The sequence below is a fragment of the Kaistia algarum genome, assembly GCF_026343945.1.
In the GTDB taxonomy this organism is placed as follows: domain Bacteria; phylum Pseudomonadota; class Alphaproteobacteria; order Rhizobiales; family Kaistiaceae; genus Kaistia; species Kaistia algarum.
Genome location: NZ_JAPKNJ010000001.1, coordinates 189,582 through 207,461, shown reverse-complemented (window position 1 = coordinate 207,461; position 17,880 = coordinate 189,582). Strand labels below are relative to the sequence as shown.

14 protein-coding genes are annotated in these 17,880 nt (G+C 65.0%); 11 read left to right on the top strand and 3 right to left on the bottom strand.

Going from position 1 to position 17,880, the window contains the following annotated elements:
• Window positions 1–5 precede the first annotated feature (5 nt).
• The 4 genes from OSH05_RS01015 (at window position 6) to dhaK (ending at window position 3,489) form a co-directional block, all read left to right on the top strand.
• Window positions 6–329: an HPr family phosphocarrier protein gene (locus tag OSH05_RS01015; protein WP_104218803.1), complete on the top strand. Its 324-nt coding sequence runs from the start codon at window positions 6–8 to the stop codon at window positions 327–329.
• A complete protein-coding gene (locus tag OSH05_RS01010) occupies window positions 322–1,920 on the top strand; it encodes a phosphoenolpyruvate--protein phosphotransferase (RefSeq protein WP_104218421.1) in 1,599 nt (532 codons plus the stop codon). The genes OSH05_RS01015 and OSH05_RS01010 overlap by 8 nt, the downstream gene beginning before the upstream one ends.
• The gene (locus OSH05_RS01005; protein WP_104218420.1) at window positions 1,917–2,336 is read left to right on the top strand and encodes a hypothetical protein; all 420 of its coding nucleotides are present in this window, start codon (window positions 1,917–1,919) and stop codon (window positions 2,334–2,336) included. The genes OSH05_RS01010 and OSH05_RS01005 overlap by 4 nt, the downstream gene beginning before the upstream one ends.
• Before the next feature lie 169 nt (window positions 2,337–2,505).
• Window positions 2,506–3,489, top strand: a complete 984-nt coding sequence (gene dhaK, locus OSH05_RS01000; protein WP_104218419.1) for a dihydroxyacetone kinase subunit DhaK — start codon at window positions 2,506–2,508, stop codon at window positions 3,487–3,489.
• A gap of 5 nt (window positions 3,490–3,494) precedes the next feature.
• Here the strand turns inward: dhaK and OSH05_RS00995 are convergent, their stop codons facing one another.
• Entirely contained in the window at window positions 3,495–3,974 is a 480-nt protein-coding gene (locus OSH05_RS00995) for a pilus assembly protein TadG-related protein (protein ID WP_104218418.1), read from the bottom strand.
• A gap of 279 nt (window positions 3,975–4,253) precedes the next feature.
• Here OSH05_RS00995 and OSH05_RS00990 point away from each other — a divergent pair, with 279 nt between their 5' ends.
• A complete protein-coding gene (locus OSH05_RS00990) occupies window positions 4,254–6,200 on the top strand; it encodes a potassium transporter Kup (protein WP_104218417.1) in 1,947 nt (648 codons plus the stop codon).
• Window positions 6,201–6,207: 7 nt separating this feature from the next.
• On the opposite strand, the gene OSH05_RS00985 is transcribed toward OSH05_RS00990, so the two are convergent.
• Entirely contained in the window at window positions 6,208–7,431 is a 1,224-nt protein-coding gene (locus tag OSH05_RS00985) for an MFS transporter (protein ID WP_266352323.1), read from the bottom strand.
• 5 nt (window positions 7,432–7,436) lie between these two features.
• Entirely contained in the window at window positions 7,437–8,396 is a 960-nt protein-coding gene (locus OSH05_RS00980) for a hypothetical protein (protein ID WP_123058902.1), read from the bottom strand.
• Between the two features lie 279 nt (window positions 8,397–8,675).
• Here OSH05_RS00980 and OSH05_RS00975 point away from each other — a divergent pair, with 279 nt between their 5' ends.
• The 6 genes from OSH05_RS00975 to OSH05_RS00950 all read left to right on the top strand — a co-directional run bounded on the left by OSH05_RS00975 (window position 8,676) and on the right by OSH05_RS00950 (window position 17,802).
• Window positions 8,676–10,874: a putative bifunctional diguanylate cyclase/phosphodiesterase gene (locus tag OSH05_RS00975; protein ID WP_165801538.1), complete on the top strand. Its 2,199-nt coding sequence runs from the start codon at window positions 8,676–8,678 to the stop codon at window positions 10,872–10,874.
• Between the two features lie 4 nt (window positions 10,875–10,878).
• Window positions 10,879–12,129: a winged helix-turn-helix domain-containing protein gene (locus OSH05_RS00970; protein ID WP_104218414.1), complete on the top strand. Its 1,251-nt coding sequence runs from the start codon at window positions 10,879–10,881 to the stop codon at window positions 12,127–12,129.
• 64 nt (window positions 12,130–12,193) lie between these two features.
• Window positions 12,194–14,368, top strand: coding sequence for a putative bifunctional diguanylate cyclase/phosphodiesterase (locus OSH05_RS00965; protein ID WP_133163074.1), 2,175 nt, complete (start codon window positions 12,194–12,196; stop codon window positions 14,366–14,368).
• A gap of 67 nt (window positions 14,369–14,435) precedes the next feature.
• Complete coding sequence (locus OSH05_RS00960; RefSeq protein WP_104218412.1) at window positions 14,436–15,020, top strand: nitroreductase family protein; 585 nt, start codon at window positions 14,436–14,438, stop codon at window positions 15,018–15,020.
• 437 nt (window positions 15,021–15,457) lie between these two features.
• Window positions 15,458–16,774, top strand: coding sequence for an ABC transporter substrate-binding protein (locus OSH05_RS00955; protein ID WP_104218411.1), 1,317 nt, complete (start codon window positions 15,458–15,460; stop codon window positions 16,772–16,774).
• A gap of 98 nt (window positions 16,775–16,872) precedes the next feature.
• Window positions 16,873–17,802: a carbohydrate ABC transporter permease gene (locus OSH05_RS00950; RefSeq protein ID WP_104218410.1), complete on the top strand. Its 930-nt coding sequence runs from the start codon at window positions 16,873–16,875 to the stop codon at window positions 17,800–17,802.
• The last annotated feature ends 78 nt before the right edge of the window (window positions 17,803–17,880 follow it).

Here is a 17,880-nt window from a genome sequence, read left to right as displayed (position 1 = left end):
GAGATATGGCGGGCGGCGACATTTCGGGCGGCAAGGCGATCGCGGGCAGCGTCCTGCTCACCCATGAGGTCGGGCTGCATGCGCGACCCTCGGTGAAGCTGACCAAGCTCGCCAAGACCTTCGGCGCCGCGATCCAACTCGGTACCAGCGCCGACGGTCCGTGGATCGACGCCAAGAGCATCGTCAAGGTCATGGCCGCCAAGGCGCCACAGGGAACGACGCTGCATTTTCGCGCGGCGGGTCTGGATGCGGACGAGGCTGTGGCGGCACTGGTCGCTCTCGTCGAGCGCGATTTTGACGAGGCGGGCACGCAGGCTGGCCATGGTTGAGCGCTTCGGTCGCGCCGCCGCTCCCGGGCTCGCTCGCGGGCCGGTCCATCGCATCGTCGATCGGACCGAGATCGCGCGGCATGGCGGCACCCCCGCCGAAGAACGTTCGGCGCTGGAAGCAGCGATCGCCGTGGCCTCGGCCGACCTCGTAAGCCTGATGGGGACCTCCGAGGAGGATGGCGCGGCGATGCTGGAATTCCAGCTTGCCATGCTGGAAGATGACGCCTTGCGCGAGCCGGCGCTATCCGCCATCGCCGCCGGGTCAGATGCCGCCACCGGCTGGAAGGATGCGCTGGGCATCCAGATCGACGACTATCGCGCCTCCGGCGATGCCTATTTTGCTGCGCGCGCTACCGACCTCGAAGATCTGCGCGACCGCGTGCTCGGCCATCTCGTCGAGGATGGCGCGGGCGAGACGATAGCACCGGGTTCGATCCTCATCGGCCGCGACCTGACGCCGAGCCGCTTCCTGGGACTGGAATGGTCCAAGGGCGGCGGCATCGCGCTTACCGAAGGCAGCCCGTCGAGCCATGTCGCCATGCTGGCGCGCTCGCGCGGCGTGCCCATGGTCGTGGACCTATCCGACCTGCCGGGCGAGGCGTTCGCGGATGCGATCGTCGATGGCGATCGTGGCCGGCTGGTGCTCGATCCGCCGCCCGAGGAACTTGACCGCTTTGCCGGGTCGCAGGCCGAGGCGGCCGAGCGGGTCGGGCAGGAGGACGCCGTGCTGCGGCTTCCGGCGCATATTGCATCGGGCGAGAGCATCGCCGTCCTGATCAATGTCGCGGAGCCGGCGGAACTCGCCGCGATTGACCCGGCCATCTGCGACGGCATCGGCCTGGTACGCACCGAGTTCCTGTTTCATGGCCCGGCCGGACTGCCGGACGAGGAGACGCAGTATCGCGCCTATCGCACCATCCTCGAATGGGCCGGCGACCGGCCGGTCACCATCCGCACCGTCGATGCCGGCGGCGACAAGCCGGTGCCCGGATTTACGATCGATGGCGAATCGAACCCCTTCCTCGGCACGCGCGGCGTGCGGTTGTCGCTGGCTAAACCGGACATCTTCCGCCTGCAGCTGCGCGCGCTGGCGAGAGCGGCGGAGCATGGCAATCTGAAGATCATGCTGCCCATGGTGACGGTGCCGGCCGAGATCGACCGCTCGGCGGCGCTGCTCGATGCGGCCATCGCCGAGCTTCGGGCCGAAGGCATCCCCTGCCGGCGGCCGCCGCTTGGCATCATGGTCGAGGTCCCGGCCGTTGCCGTTGTGCCGGAAATCTTCGGCGCCGCCGCCTTCTTCTCCATCGGCTCCAACGATCTGACGCAATATACGACTGCCGCCGCCCGCGACATCGCGGCCGTGGCCGAACTGGGTGATGCCGGCCATCCGGCGGTGATTGCGCTGATCCGCAATGTCGTCACCGGCGCCGCCAAGCTCGGCATCGACGTTAGCCTCTGCGGCGACATGGGCGGCGACCCGCGCCTGCTGCCGGCGCTGATCGCGGCAGGGCTGCGCTCCGTCTCGGTCGCGCCGCCGCTGGTCGGCCGCGTCAAGCTGGCGTTGGCCAGGATCAGCGGGGAGGGGACATGACGCCGCCTGCGGAAACCGCGAGCGCCACGGGTGATTCCGTCGCGGCCTACAAGGCGGTGTTGCAGCGCGTGCTCGACAACCGCCCTTCCGGAACGCGCGGCCGCCTCGCTCAGGCCCTCGGCAAGAACCGTTCCTTCGTCAGCCATATCGCCAGCCCGGCCTATGCCACGCCCATACCGGCGCAGCACATCGAGACCATTTTCGAGATCTGCCATTTCTCGCCGGAGGATCGGCGCCTCTTCCTCGACGCCTATGGCGCCGCCCACCCGCGCCGCGTCCCGGCGCTGAAGGAAGTGCGCCGCATGCGGCCGCATGTGATCTATCTCCCCGATCTCGGCGATGCCGAGCGCAATCAGGACATGGACCGCCTGGTCGGCGAATTCGTGCAGCGGCTGGCGAAGCTGGTGGAGGGGTAGGGCAGCAAGACCCTCACCCCAGCCCTCTCCCGCAAGCGGGCGAGGGGGCGCCAACGATCGGCCGCGAGGATTGGGAAGGCACAAGCAGAACCCCCTCGCCCGCGAAGCGGGAGAGGGCTGGGGTGAGGGTCTTCCTTCCTTGCTCCAGAACGAAAGCAGCGGAGGAACCATGAAGAAGCTCATCAATTCGCCCGAAACCGTCCTCGCCGAGAGCCTCGATGGTTTCGCGGCCGCCCATGCCGACATCGTCATCCTGGGCGAGGAACGGAAATTCGTCCGCCGCAAGGTCCTGACCCAAGGCAAGGCGGCGATCGTCTCGGGTGGCGGCTCCGGGCATGAGCCGCTGCATGCCGGCTTTGTCGGCTTCGGCATGCTCGACGCCGCCTGTCCCGGACAGGTCTTCACCTCGCCGACACCGGACCAGATGCTGGCAGCGATCGAAGCCGTCGATACCGGCGGCGGCGCGCTGTTCATCGTCAAGAATTATGAAGGCGACCGCATGAACTTCGAGATGGCCGCCGAAATGGCTGGCAGCGAGGTTCTGACGGTCATCACCGATGACGACGTCGCTGTCGAGACATCGACCTATTCGATCGGCCGTCGCGGCGTCGCCGGCACCATGATCGTCGAGAAGATCGTCGGCGCGGCGGCCGAAGCCGGCATGCCGCTTGCCGGGCTCAAGGCGCTTGGCGACCGCGTCAATGCGCGGACGCGCTCGATGGGCGTCGCGCTAACGAGTTGCACAGTACCCGCCGCTGGGACGCCGACCTTCACACTCAGTGAGAACGAGATGGAAATGGGCGTCGGCATTCATGGCGAGCCCGGCCGTCGCCGCGTGCCGCTGGAGCCGGCGGGCCAGATCACCGAGGAAATGATCGCAGCGATTGCCGGCGACCTTGAAGGGCGGGGCGACGCGATCCTGCTCGTCAACGGCTTCGGCGGTACGCCGCAGATGGAACTCTATCTCATGTTCCACGCCGCGAAGGCGCAGATGGAGAAGCACGGCTTCCGCCTCGCCCGCTCGTTGGTCGGCAACTATGTGACGTCGCTGGAAATGGCGGGTTGCTCGATCACCCTGTCGCTTCTCGACGACGAGATCGCGCGGCATTGGGATGCGCCGGTGCACACGGCGGGGCTGCGCTGGGGGATGTGATCCTGCTACGGCACGGGCATGGCATCGCTCGGCCCCGGTCCGACCGGCTTCGGTCTGCTGGGCGACGCCATGGCCTCGCCGGCTGCGGAGACGGCGACGGACTTGATGCCGAGAAGGCTCGATAAGGTGGCCGGAACGTCGGCAGTGGCGGTGCCCTTCAGGCCGTCGGTGGCGGTCTCGAAGCGGCTCTCGATCTTGGTGATCGAGCCCGTGCTGTTGGTGTCGAAGGAGTCTTCCGCAGCTGCGATTCTCGCTTCCGGCGGTGTCTGCATGGCAGCGGCGAGGGCGGAATCGAGACGGCGTTGCAGTTCGGCTCGCCCGAGCGAGACGCGCGAGAAATCGATCGCGATGCCGGTGACGCCGACCAGCAGGATAGAAACGATGGCGAAGATGACGGCGACGTTGCCGCCCTCGGCGCGCAGAAAGTGCGCCGCGGATCGAGAATGGCGCGTCGCAGGCGCGTCGGTCGGGCGAGCCCGCGGCATGGTGGGGAAGCTCTCTGTCGGGGACGCAGGTTACGAAATTCGGTAAAACTTGAAACAGATGCGCTTTAATCCTTGCTTGCGCCGACCAGCGAGAAAGTCTCAATTTCCGTTAACGATGATCCAGGGTTCGGCGTTGCTGCCTCGCCTTCACCCTGGCGTCGGACGGGGCCAGATCCGAGCTTGTGCCGGCCCGACATTCCGCTATCGTTGTGCAGCGCACCCCATCTGCTATAAGCACCCGCTGCCGCCGGTGGGCGCGGTGAACCGGATGAGAGGCTGATGTCTCTGAATGCGCAGGGCGCGGGCACGCCTGGAGAACAGGCAGCGGTTCCTTCGGGCGCCCCGCAAAACGAGCACGGCACGGCGACGACCGCCGGCTTCTGGACGCTTGCGCTTGGCTCCGTCGGCGTCGTCTATGGCGATATCGGCACGAGCGTCATCTACGCCTTCCGCGAAGCGCTGCACGCCGCCGAGACGGCCCATGGCGAAATCGTCCGAGAGGATGTCGTCAGCATCATCTCCCTGATCCTCTGGACCCTGACGATCATCGTGACGCTGAAATATGTCGTCATTCTGCTCAGGGCCGACAACAATGGCGAGGGCGGCACGCTTTCGCTGATGGCGCTCGCAAGCCGGACGATGGGCAAGTCCGCGCCGATCGTTTTTCTGCTGGGCGTGGCCGGCGCGGCGCTGTTCTATGGCGATGCGGTGATCACACCGGCCATATCCGTACTGTCGGCCGTGGAAGGCCTGAAGCTCGTCACGCCTTCGCTGGACCGCTACGTCATCCCGATTACGATCGCGATCATCACGGCACTCTTCCTGGTGCAGCGCTATGGCACAGCCCGCGTAGCCTCGCTGTTCGGGCCGATCACCGCGGTCTGGTTCGTGGTCATGACCATTGGCGGCTTCACCCATATCGCCGACGATCCCGGCATCTTCGCCGCGCTCAATCCCTACCATGCCGTGCGCTATATCGTGACCAACGGCTATACAGGGCTCATCGTTATCGGCGCCGTGTTCCTGTCGGTGACGGGCGCCGAGGCGCTTTATGCCGATCTCGGCCATTTCGGCCGCAAGCCGATTCAGGCAGCCTGGCTCGCCTTCGTCTTTCCCGCGCTTGCCGCCAATTATCTGGGGCAGGGCGCGCTGGTGCTGGCCCATCCCGAGGCGCTCGCCAACCCGTTCTTCCTGCTGTTTCCTGAATGGGCGGTCCTGCCCATTGTCATCCTCGCCACCATGGCGACCGTGATCGCCTCGCAGGCTGTGATCACCGGCGCCTTCTCGATGACGCGACAGGCGATCCAGTTGAAGCTGCTGCCGCGCATGGAGATCGAGCACACGTCCGAGCACCATGCCGGCCAGATCTACATGCCGCAGGTGAACTCGCTGCTGATGATCGCGGTGCTGATGCTCGTCGTGCTGTTCGGCTCGTCGTCGAAGCTTGCCACCGCCTATGGCATCTCGGTCACCGGCGAGATGGTGATCACCGCCTGCCTCGCCTTCATCGTCGTCTGGCGCTTCTGGCGCTGGCCGATCTGGGTCGCGGCGCTGTTGATCGCGCCTTTCCTGGTGATCGACCTCGTCTTCCTCGGCGCCAATCTGATCAAGATAACCGAGGGCGGCTGGGTGCCGCTGCTCTTCGCCTTCTCGATCATGGTGATCATGCGCTCCTGGGTGCGCGGCACGAAGATCCTGTTCGACAAGAGCCGCCGCAACGACGTGCCGCTGGTCGAACTGGTCAAGAACCTCGAGAAGAGTTCCGTCGTCCGCGTCCCCGGTACCGCCGTTTTCCTGACGTCGGATCCCGAGACGGCGCCATCCTCGCTGCTGCACAGCCTGAAGCACTATCGCGTGCTGCATCAGAAGAACGTGCTCCTGACCGTCATCTCGGCCAATGTGCCGCACATCGACGATTCCGAGCGCGTTCGTATCGAGCCGGTCAATGACAGCTTCACCCGCGTGTTCATGTCGTTCGGCTATATGGAAACGCCGAACGTCCCGCGCGCGCTCGGCCTTTGCCGCAAGCAGGGCTGGAAATACGACATCATGTCGACGTCGTTCTTCCTCTCCCGCCGCTCGATCAAGCCGGCGAACGAGCGCATCTTCTCGCGCCTGCAGGACAAGCTGTTCATCAAGCTCGCCATCAACGCGAGCGACGCGACGGAGTATTTCCACATCCCGACGGGCCGCGTGGTCGAGATCGGCACGCAGATGACGATCTGAGGCGACGTCAGCTGCCGTCCGGATCTCGTCGGCCGGGGCGGGCGATGAGCAGCGCCAGCATCAGGAAGCTGCCGGCTACCGCGATCGGCAGTGCCTCGACGCCGGCAAGATCGATCATGTAGCCGATCGGCGTCGCGCCGATCACCGACCCGGCCGAATAGGCCATGCCGAAGGCCGTCGACACCATCGCCAGTCTCTGGCCGCGGAAATCTTGGCCGATCAGCACGATGCCGAGCGTATAGACGCCGGCGACGGTTCCTCCCGACAGGAACAGCGCCGCCTGCAGCAAGGCGACATGGCCGATGGCGAGCGGCAGAGCCGCCGTCGACAGCGCCGCCACAAGCGTCGCCACGACCAGCACGAGACGGCGGCCATAGCGGTCGGCCGACCAGCCGAGCGCGATGACAAGCACCGCCTCGCCGAGCGCGAAGGTCGCGACCAAGCCGGAGGCGGCGGCATCGCCAAGCCCATGTGCCAGTCCATAGAGCGGCAGCAGACTCTGCATCGCCGTCTCGCCGACGCCCGAGACGAAGGCGGTGAACAGGATCGGCCCGGCCAGCACCACGGCGAGCCGCCAGGAGACCGCCGGCTCCGCCTCCTCCAGCCCGGGGGTCGGGCCGCCGCGGTCCGACAGAAGGGCGGCGACAAGCGCGCCTACTGCCAGCGGCACCATGGCGACCAGAAGCGGGAGCGATCCGGCCGCGCCGGAAAACCCGAGCAGGACCGGGCCAACGAACTGGCAGGCGGCGTAGAGCGTTCCGGAAGCGGCGATGATGCGGCCGCGCCGACGGTCATCGAGTTCACCGTTCAGCCAGATTTCCGTCGTCGTCCACAGCGCCGAGAAGCAGGTTCCCATGATGAAGCGCGCCGCGAACCAGGTGAAAGTGTCGCCACGGAGCAGGATTGCCGCGAAGGAGAGGAAGGGGATGGCGAAGAGCAGCGCCACGAGCCGCCCGATGCCGATCCGGTCGATCACCCTCGGCAGGAACGGCCCGAAGAACAGGATGCCCACACCGGCTAGCGACGCGTTGAGCCCGATCAGCCAGTTGGAGAGCCCCTGCTTCTCCAGGGCGAGCGAGAAGAAGGGGTAGCTGAAGCCATAGAGCAGGGCCTCGGTGCCGATCAGAAACAGGATGCCGGCGATGCGGAGGCCCCGTCCGCGCAGGGCGAGGGATGGCGTTCCGACCCGGCTCTCAGCTTGGACGGTCGGTAGGGTCCCGGGCTTCGGCACGACGGTCAAGGCTGGAAAGCGGCGGCGATGTCTTCGGCCGAAACATAGATGCCGCCGGACTGGCCGTCGCGCCCAGGCACAAAATCGGCGTCCTCGTAGAGGGCCGCGATCCACTTTCGGCACAGCCGATCAGCATAAACCACCGGCATCTCGTGACTATGCGTCTGTTTCTCCATCTCCGCGAAGACGGGGTCATTGTGCGGCGCGGTCCACCAGCGACGATCCTCCGACAGCGTGACCGCGCGCTCGGGAACGGCCGAGACGCGATTATAGCTCAGGATCGTGTTAGCCGACATGTTCTGCCAGGCCACGGCACATTTGTGCAGCAGCCTTTCGAAGTCGGCGCGATTGCCGATCTCATGGGGCGCGCAGTGGAAATGCCGATCGGAAAGATCGCGCACCAGCATACCGAACGCGAAGGCGTCGGAGGTCGTGTTGATCGCCAGAAACGGAGAACTCAACGACGGATCATAGAGCGGATCGGTGAGCGAAGCCGCATGGCGGCAGAACGCGACCGGGAAGAACTCATAGACCGTGTCGATTCCCGTTACCGGGCAGCGCACGTCGATCGGCACGGCGATGGTTTGGCCATGGATGAGCGCGCCGGCGCTTTCGGCGAGGCCCGCCTCGACCATGATTTCGCCCATCCGGCGCAGTTCGCCGACAGAATCGGAGAAATCGGTGGCAAGGCTCGGCACGATGGCGAGGAATCCCGTCTTCTCATGCGCGACGACACCGGCCTGGAAGCGTTCGAAAGCTTGGAGGAACTGGTAGCCGTTGCGAACATGCTCGACCAGATAGCGGCCGAGCTGGAATTCACGCTTGCCAGCGGAGCAACGGACCTCGCTGTCGCGCCATCGCTCGAAGTCCGAGCCGGATACAAATCCGCGCCCGTGGTCGACAGGGCATCGGCCCTCCCGCGCACGAGCCGAAACCGGCTCGCCGTCTTCATGATCCCGCCGCATCGCCCGCACCCGCTACGCACTAACGAACCCCGCGGGTCGCTGGCCGGCAACCTGCGCGCGAAGTTTACTGTTAGTTAACCATAGCGGTTCGTCGTGACGGCTTCAAGAATGGCCCCGGGGAAAATATTGGTCTGGCTGATCATCGCAATTCTAGCCGATTGGTACCCAATCCGGCCTTTGTCGTCATTTAGCGCCAGAAAGCGCCGAAAATCGCCAATTGTCTTAAGCCTATGTCAAATCTTCGCCGCCACAATGGGTAGGAACGGAGCCCTCCGCCTGATGCCGATCTCGATTGCCGGCCGCATAACGCTCAATCTTGTCGCAGCGATCGTCGTCACGATTCTCACCGTTGCGATCGCCGTGTGGTGGATGGCTCAGGCGCAGAACGAGCAGGCGCAGATCAACACGCGCACCATGGTCACGGGCGGAATCGTGGCCATGGAGGACAACGTCAAAGCCTTCGCCAATGACTATGCGTGGTGGGAGGCCGGCTACAACGCCTATGTGGCGCATGACGAAGCCTGGGTGGATGCCAACTTCGGCTCGGGCATCAAGGACACCCAGATCTCCGATATCCTGGTGATCATCTCGCCGGAGGGCGAGATTCCCTATGCCTGGGCCATAGACAATGATCGCGGAGCGCCGCGCGACATCTTTTCCCCTGAGATTCGCGCGAAGATCAAGCTGCTTGCCGTGGGCATGCCGGTCGAGAACGAGGCTGCCAGAGCCGCCTATTTCCGCGTCGGCGACAGTATCCTGCTGATCGCGGTCGCCCGTATCGCGCCCGTCTCGCGGGCCTCCGAGGTCGATCCGGCGACGCTGCCGTTCCTCGTGCAGGGCGTCTATCTCAACCACAGCCGGCTGCATGAACTTGGCCGCCAGTTCCTGATCGAGGACCTGTCGCTGAACCTCGAAGCGACCGATCATGCGATCCAGTCCGGATTTCCACCAATCAAGGACTTCGATGGCAACCTGATCGGCGCCTTCGTGTGGTCGCCGCCGACGCCGGGATATGCGGTGCTTCGCAGCGTGTTCCTGCCAATCGCCCTCGGCGTGCTGGTGTTCTGCATTATCGCGATGGCGACCGTGTTGCGCGCCCGCCGCTTGGCTCTGTCGCAGGGAAAGAGCGAGAAACTGGCGATCAACGCGGCCCGCCGCGACAGTCTGACGGATCTGATCAACCGCTTCGGATTCAACGAGTTCAGCGAAGCCCGCGCCTTTGCAGACGCCTGTAGCCGCGGTGAAGCGGCGATCATCTATCTCGATGTCAACGGTTTCAAGTCGGTGAACGATTCGATCGGGCACCAAGGCGGCGACGAACTGGTGAAGCGGCTCGCCGAACGACTCGCGATCGTCATGCCGCCGGATGCGACCTTTGCCCGCGTCGGTGGCGATGAATTCGCCGTCGCTCTGGTCGGCAGCACGGCTTCTCAGGCCGCCGCCGGCATCGCCTCGGCCATGGTGCACATGCTCGACCAGTCTTTCGGGGTCGGCGGCTTCCAGTTCCAGGTCACCGCGGCGGTCGGCTATGCCGTCTCGGACGGCCCGGAAGCGTCGCCGGCCGAACTGCTGCGCCGCGCCGATCTCGCCATGTATCATGCCAAGAATTCCGCCGAGCGCGATGCGGTCCAGTATCATCCCGGCATGGAGACGGGTGCGCTGCACAAGAAGCGGCTGAGCGTCGCCCTGCGTTCGGCGCTGGAGTCGGGTGAACTCTCCGTCGTCTATCAGCCGATCGCGCGCGCCAACGATCTCGCCATCGTCTCCGTCGAGGCGCTTGTGCGCTGGGATTCGCACGAATTCGGGCGGGTTTCGCCGGCGGATTTCATTCCCGTAGCCGAGGAAACGGGCCTCATCCACGACATCGGCAAGTTCGTCTTTCAGCGCGCCTGCGAGGACATGGCCGATTGGCCCGGCATCAAGGTGTCGATCAACGTCTCGCCGGCCCAGCTTCGCGAGCCCAATTTCGCCAACGATCTTGCCGCCATCGCGCGCCGGCATGCAGTGGTGCCGAACCGCTTCAAGCTCGAATTGACCGAAGGTCTGCTGGTACGCAATCCGACCATCGCCAAGCGCAAGCTGGCGCGGCTGAAATCCATGGGCTTTGGTCTGTCGCTCGACGATTTCGGCACGGGCTTTTCGTCGATCGGCTATGTGCGCCAGTTCCCTTTCGACTGGCTCAAGATCGACAAGTCCTTCGTTGCCGAACTCGGCACCAATCCGACCGCCAATGCTCTGATCCAGTCGATGATCGCGCTGGGCGACGCGCTCGACATCGCCGTTGTGGCCGAAGGGATCGAGACGGCCGAACAGCTGAAGCTCCTGCGCCTGCTCCAGTGCGAATACGTCCAGGGCTTCTATCTCTCCAAGCCGATCGCCGCGGCCGAGGTGACGGCCCTGTTCGACCGACTCGGCGAGGGGCGGCGGATCCAGACGGCCATGGCCGAAACGGCCCGCACCGCCGAACGGATGTCGTGATCCCGTGACGAAGGCCGGCTCAGGAGTACGGGCGGAGTTCTCGGCTTCGGAGGCCCGCCGGATCGCGCTGTCGGCCCAAGGTTTCGGTGTCCGTCGCTCGGAGGCGCCTTCGCGCTGGCCGCAGGTCGAGGCTGCCATCCGTCAGATGGGCTTTCTGCAGCTCGATTCCGTCAATGTCCTGGTCCGGTCGCACTATCTCCCGATCTATAGCCGTCTGGGCTTCTATCCTGCTTCAAGCCTGGACGCCCGCGCCTTCGCGGCCGGTTCGAAGCGGGTTTTCTTCGAATATTGGGCACATGAAGCTTCGCTGCTGCCGATCGAACTGCAACCTTTGTTCCGCTGGCGCATGCAGCGCGCCCAAGATGGGCTTGGCATCTATGGCGGCGTCCATCGCTTTGCCAGCGAGAATCCGGCCTATGTCGCCGCGACCTTGGCGGAAATCGAACGAAACGGCGCTCGCTCCGCCTCTGAACTTGACGATCCGGGGAAACGCAACGGGCCCTGGTGGGGCTGGCACAAGGGCAAGATTGCGCTGGAATATCTGTTCTGGACCGGCAAGGTCACGACAGCGTTCCGCCGCGGGTTCGAGCGCGTCTACGATCTCCCGGAGCGGGTATTGCCGGCTGAGGTGCTGCAGCGCCCGACCCCGTCCGCCGCCGACGGGGCGCGCGAACTAGCCCGCCTAGGCGCCAAGGCCCACGGCATCGCAACCGAGGCCGAGATCCGCGACTATTTCCGCCTGCCGGTCGCCGAAACCCGCCAGGCGCTGACCGAACTCGTCGAAGCGGGCCGCCTGGCTCAGGTCACCGTCGAAGGCTGGCGTCAGCCGGCCTATTTCGATCCGGAGCAGCCGGTGCCGGCCCGCCTTCTGCCGACCGCGCTGCTCTCGCCCTTCGATCCACTGATCTCCTATCGCGAGCGGACGGAGCGGATCTTCGATTTTCACTATCGGCTCGAGTTCTACACACCCGGCCACAAACGCAATTTCGGTTATTTCGTCATGCCGTTTCTGCATCGCGGGCGTATCGAAGCGCGCGTCGATCTGAAGGCCGACCGGAAGACCGGTCGGCTGCTCGTTCTCGGGGTCTTCCCGGAAGAAGGGGTGCGCCAAATCGGGCCGATGCTGGAGGCGCTCGCCGAAGAATTGCGCCATCTCGCCGCCTGGCTTTCGATTCCCGCCATCGCCGTTACGCCCGGCACGGTCGCGGCGGATGCGTTGAGCGCCGTGCTGGGCGATCTCGGAGGGTCGACATAAACTTCATCCGATCTTAAAGCGGGCAGGATTGGATGGAGAGAAAGTCGGGCGCAGCGGGGGATTCGTGGCGCGATTTCTGAGATCCACATGGGGCTTCAGCCTCAAGGTCGCCATACCCTCTGCTTTGCTGCTGGCCGTCGCCATCGGCGCTGCCTCGCTGGTCCTGAGCGACATGGCTGCCCAGGTCGACCGGATCGAGACGACGGGCCGCGAGAAATCCTCGCAAGCGGCGTTGAATTCCTTCCTGACACATCTCCGCGAGACCCATGGCGACTACGCGGTCTGGAACGATGCCGTCACCAATCTCTACGGGACGGTGAACTACGATTTCGTCCGCACCAATATCCAGGATTCGACGCGCGCGGGTGTGCTCTATGATCAGGTATTTCTCCTCGATGAGTCCGGTCGCGATGTCTTCGGTTATCGCAATGGCCAGCCCGCACTGAGATCTGTGCGTGAGGAATTCGGCCCGGCGATCGATCTGATGATCGAGGCCGTACGTCGCGAGCCGTACCGTACGGCAGCCCAGACGGCATTCTTGAAGGATCATGTGGGCGAGATCGCCGCCGTGGCGATTGGTTCGGTCTTGCCGTCCAACGGCGAAGTGCGCCTGCCTACCGGCAGAACGCGCCTCCTCGTGATGGCGCGCCATCTCGAGCAGACGGCGATACAGCGGCTGAGCCGAGACTTTGTCCTCGACGAGCTGACGCTCGTCAAGGATGCGAGTGGATTGGCGCAGGTGCTACCCATTCTGGATCCGCTCGGCCACCAGATCGGCGCACTGAGCTGGGGCCCGTCGAGTCGTGGCACGGAGGCGCTTACCCGCGTGGCGCCTACGGCCGTGCTCGCGATGACGCTCATCTGCGCGACGATGGCGTTTCTCCTTGTCATCAGCTTCCGCAATCAGGTTGAGTTGCAGCGCCGCGAGCAGGAGGCCCAGCGCGCGGCCGGCCAGGACGGGCTGACCGGTCTGCCGAACCGCCGCACGCTCGGCCGCGCCCTCGGCGATGCCGTCCAGACGGGTCGCGACGGGCGGTTGGCCGTCATCTATCTCGACCTCGACGGTTTCAAAGAGGTCAACGACACCTATGGCCACGAGATCGGTGACCGCCTGCTCGTCAAGGTCGCGGCGGCGTTCGCACGGATCTGCGAGGGGCGTGGCATGCTTTCGCGCGTCGGCGGCGATGAATTTGCCGTCGTGATGCATGGTGCCAATGCGGCCAATGCGGCCGGCGTCGTGGCGGAGACGATGGTGCGCGCCTGCGACGAGCCGTTCGACCTCGACGGCAGGCAGGTCCAGATCAGCACCAGCGCCGGCGTCGCGGCGACATGGGGCGAACCCATCTCGGCCGATGAACTCACGCGCCGCGCCGACGTCGCCATGTATCTCGCCAAGGAGTTCGGCCGCAACCGCGTCGCCTTCTATGACCCGTCGATCGATGCGGCGAAGGCCGAGCGGGTGCGTCTCGCAGAGGATCTGCGGAACGCCATCCGGCAGGACAATCTCGCCGTCGTCTACCAGCCGATCTTCGATGCCCGCACCATGCGGCCTTCCGGCGTCGAGGCGCTGCTGCGCTGGCTCCACCCGGAGCTGGGTCTGGTGCCTCCCGACAAGTTCGTGCCGATCGCGGAGGAAAGCGGACTGATCGAGCCGATCGGCGAATGGGTTCTTCGCCGGGCCTGCCGCGATGCGCTCGCCTGGCCCGACGTCAAGCTGTCGGTCAACGTATCGCCGGTCCAGTTCCGCAATCCGGGCTTCGATACGCTGCTTGCCAAGGTTCTCGCCGACACCGGCTTTCCGCCGCGCCGCCTCGAGATCGAGATGACCGAAACTCACCTCGTCGCCAATCCCGACCGCGCCCAAGCGATTATCGCCAGCCTTCGCGCCCTGGGCGTCACGATCTCGCTGGACGATTTCGGCACCGGCTATTCATCGATCGGCTACCTGCGCCGCTTCACCTTCGACAAGGTGAAGATCGACCGGTCGCTTGTCGTCGGCGTGACCGGCAACGGCTCCGGCCGCGAATTATGCGAAGCAACCATCGCGCTCGCCCGCGCGCTCGACCTCTCTGTCACCGCCGAGGGCGTCGAGACGGAGCAGGAGGCCGAGATCCTGACCAAGGCCGGATGCGACGATCTGCAAGGCTATGCTTTTGCGCGTCCGATGAGCGCTGATGTCGTCGGCAGTTTCCTGGTGGCGACGCTGAGCCGGCCGCTTGTGGTGCCCTGGATCGTCTGACGCATTGTTCCTGCCTTCCGCAGTGGCCTAGATAGGGGAGACCAATCCTGCCCGATGAGGAGCCCCTGTGAAGAAGACCGCCCAGACCGACCATCCGATCCTTGATGTCATCGCCGAGCGCTGGAGCCCGCGCGCCTTCGATCCGGAGCGGGTATTGAGCGAGGTCGATGTCGCGCCGCTGTTCGAGGCGGCTCGTTGGTCGGCCTCGTCGAACAACAGCCAGCCCTGGCGCTTCGTCTATGCATTCCGCGGCGAGCCGGCCTTCGAGGCGCTGATGGCGGCGGCCGTCGAGGGCAATCAGCGCTGGATCCAGCGCGCCTCGGTCCTTGCCTATTCGGTGGCGAAACTCCAGGCCGAGGACGGCAGCCATCTCTGGCACAATCGCCACGACACGGGCATGGCGCTCGCCCATCTGCTGCTGCAGGCGACGGCGGCGGGCTATGCAGTCCATCCCTTTGGCGGTTTCGACAGCGACAAGGTGATTGCGGCTGCCGGTATACCGGACGGCTTCGAGCCGTGCACGGGTGTCGCCATCGGCTATCCCGGCGATCCGACCCTGCTGGGCGAGCGTGGCGCGCTGCGGGAACTGGCCGAGCGCTCCCGCCGCCCCGTGGCCGAATTCGCCTTTCACGGGCATTGGCCCGCTAGCTGAGCCGCGTCGGCCGGCATCGGCGCGCAAACCTCTCCCCGCATTCGAACGTTCCCGCCCGCCGCGTCATCGCTGCGGGCGGTTCCATATCGAGGGTTTCCGGTATTGTTTGATATACTTCCGGTATCGTAATGCGATTATAATGTTCCCTAACTCTGGATGCGGTGCACAATATCAATATAGTGTATCAAGTTCGGTCAAAATCCATCTACATCTAGATTTTCAGCGTGTTTCTGGCGGGCATAGCCGAACAGTCTCCCTCTATGCTTGACAGGAGAAGCGGAGGTTGGCCTAATGATACCGGAATTGGAGCGGAGGAAGATCAGGTCGCTGCAGGGGGTGGGGGGAGGCGGAGACACATCCGCGCCGCCCTCGAAGCGGTTCGACGCTCCAAGTTCATGCCGAGTGTCGCAAGCCGAGACTCTACTGGGAGGAGAGACATGAAGACGACAATCGAACGCCGTCCGCGCGCCGGATGGAGCCTTGCCGCCGCCCTGCTCGCGGGATCCATGCTGTTCAGTGGCGCGGCCCGTGCGGCTGACGACGTTTCCGGCGATATCACGGTCTGGAGCTGGAACGTCGCCGCGGCGGCGCTGCAGGCCGTGGTGCCGGCCTTCAACAAGGAATATCCGAACGTCAAGGTCACGGTGCAGGACCTCGGCAACCAACCGGTCTATGACCGCGGCCTCGCCGGCTGCGCCGCTGGCGGCACCGACATGCCCGACGTCTATTCGGTCGAGAATGGCGAGGCCGAAGTGTTCTGGAACCGCTTTCCGGAATGCTTCAGCGATTTGAAGACCATGTCGCCCGATGAGGGCGCGTTGCTCGCCAAGTTCCCGGCCTTCAAGCTCACCGAGCTCACTGTCGGCGACAAGGTCTATGCGCTGCCGTGGGATTCGGGTCCCGCCGTCGTCTTCTATCGCCGCGACCTCTATGAGGCGGCCGGCGTCGATCCCACGACGATCGCGACCTGGGACGATTTCATCGAGGCTGGCAAGAAGGTGATCGCCAAGGCCGGCGGCAACACCAAGTTTGTCTCGACCAATGGCGATACGAGCTGGTTCCGCATGCTCGCGAACCAGGCCGGCTGTGCCTATTTCGACGAGAAGGGCGAGAGCATCACGATCGGCCAGCCGGGCTGCGTCCAGGCGCTGGAGACGATCAAGAAGATCAACGATGCCGGCCTGTTCATGAGCGGCAACTGGGACGAGACGCTGACGGCGATCAAGGCCAATGCGCTCGCCAGCGCCGTCTATGGCGGCTGGTATGAAGGCTCGATCCGCGGCAACGCCCCGGACCAGAGCGGCAAATGGGGCGTCTTCAAGCTCCCGGCCTTCGAGAAGGGCGGCAACCAGACGGCCAATATCGGCGGTTCGGCGCTCGCCATCCCCGCTTCGTCGAAGAACCCGAAGGCCGCGCTCGCCTTCGTCAACTTCGCGAATGGCCGTCCCGACAGCCAGATCACGCAGCTGAAGGCCTCCGGCCTTGTGCCGACCCTGCCCGAGGCGGTGAACGACCCATTCGTGAAGGAAGAGCAGCCCTATTGGGGCGGCCAGAAGGTCTGGGAAGTTGTGCTCGGCACGCTCCCCGACATCAAGCCGTCGCGCGGCACGCAGTATTTCGCCGAGGCCGACAGCCTGGTGAGTGCCGCCTATGTCAACTTCCTGAAGGGCGAGGGTGGTTCGGCGCAGGCTGTGCTGGACGAAGCTGCCAATCAGATCGCCAGCGCCACCGGCCTGCCGATCGCAGCCAAGTAGTGTAACGCGCGAAAACCGGCCGCTCGTTTCGGCCGTTCGCGTCCCGGAGACCAGCCTTTTCCCTCGGGCTGGTCTCCGAACCCCTGGCAGGCTTCCCCATGGTGGCGACGATTTCCGCAAGCGCGACGACGAGCCGGCAGGCACGGGCCCGGCGCGGCAAGCCGATCGACCGGCAATGGTCGGTGCCGTATCGCTTCCTGCTGCCTTATCTGATCGTCTTTTCGATCTTCTGGTTCTGGCCGCTGATCTATTCCTTCCTGCTTTCGTTCCAGAATACCCGCGTCAATCCGTGGACGATCGACGTCGCGGTAAACTGGCGTCGCCTCTGGGTCGATCAGGCCTTCCATGCGGCGCTGCGCAACACGCTGATCGTTCTGGTGCTGCAGGTGCCGATCATGCTGGCGCTGGCGACCGCCATCGCGCTGGCGCTGGATTCGCCGAAGCTCGCCGCCCGGCCGCTGTTCCGCTTCGCCTTCTTCGCGCCGATCGTCGTTTCGGACGTCGCCTATTCGGTCATCTTCCGCCTGCTGTTCAACGGCCAGTATGGCGCGGTCAACCAGGCGCTCACGGCCATCGGACTGCCGGCGCTCGACTGGCTGCATGACCCGACCTGGATGATGGCGACGATCATTATCGCGGTGACCTGGCGCTGGACCGGCTACAACGCCATCATCATCCTCGCCGGCCTGCAGACGATCCCGAAGGACCTCTACGAGGCCGCGGCGATCGATGGGGCAGGGGCCTGGCGGCGCTTCCGCCACATCACGCTGCCGCTGCTGAAGCCCGTCATCGTCTTCGCTCTCGTTCTCTCTGTCATCGGCACGATGCAGCTCTTCACCGAGCCGTGGCTGATCACCGACGCGCAGTCGAGCGGCGTCTCGATCGAGATGCTCGGCACCTATCTCTTCAAGCAGGGCTTCCGCAATCTGAACTTCGGCTATGCCTCGGCGATCGCTTATACGATCGCGGCGATGGCGGCGGCGATGGCGGCGTTCAACCTGCTGCTGTCGCGGAGATCCTCGTCATGACGGCGCCAACTCCTCCGCATTTGGCTTGGTCGCGGCCGGCCGGGAGTTCGCCGCGCCGAACGTCGATCCTCTTGACTG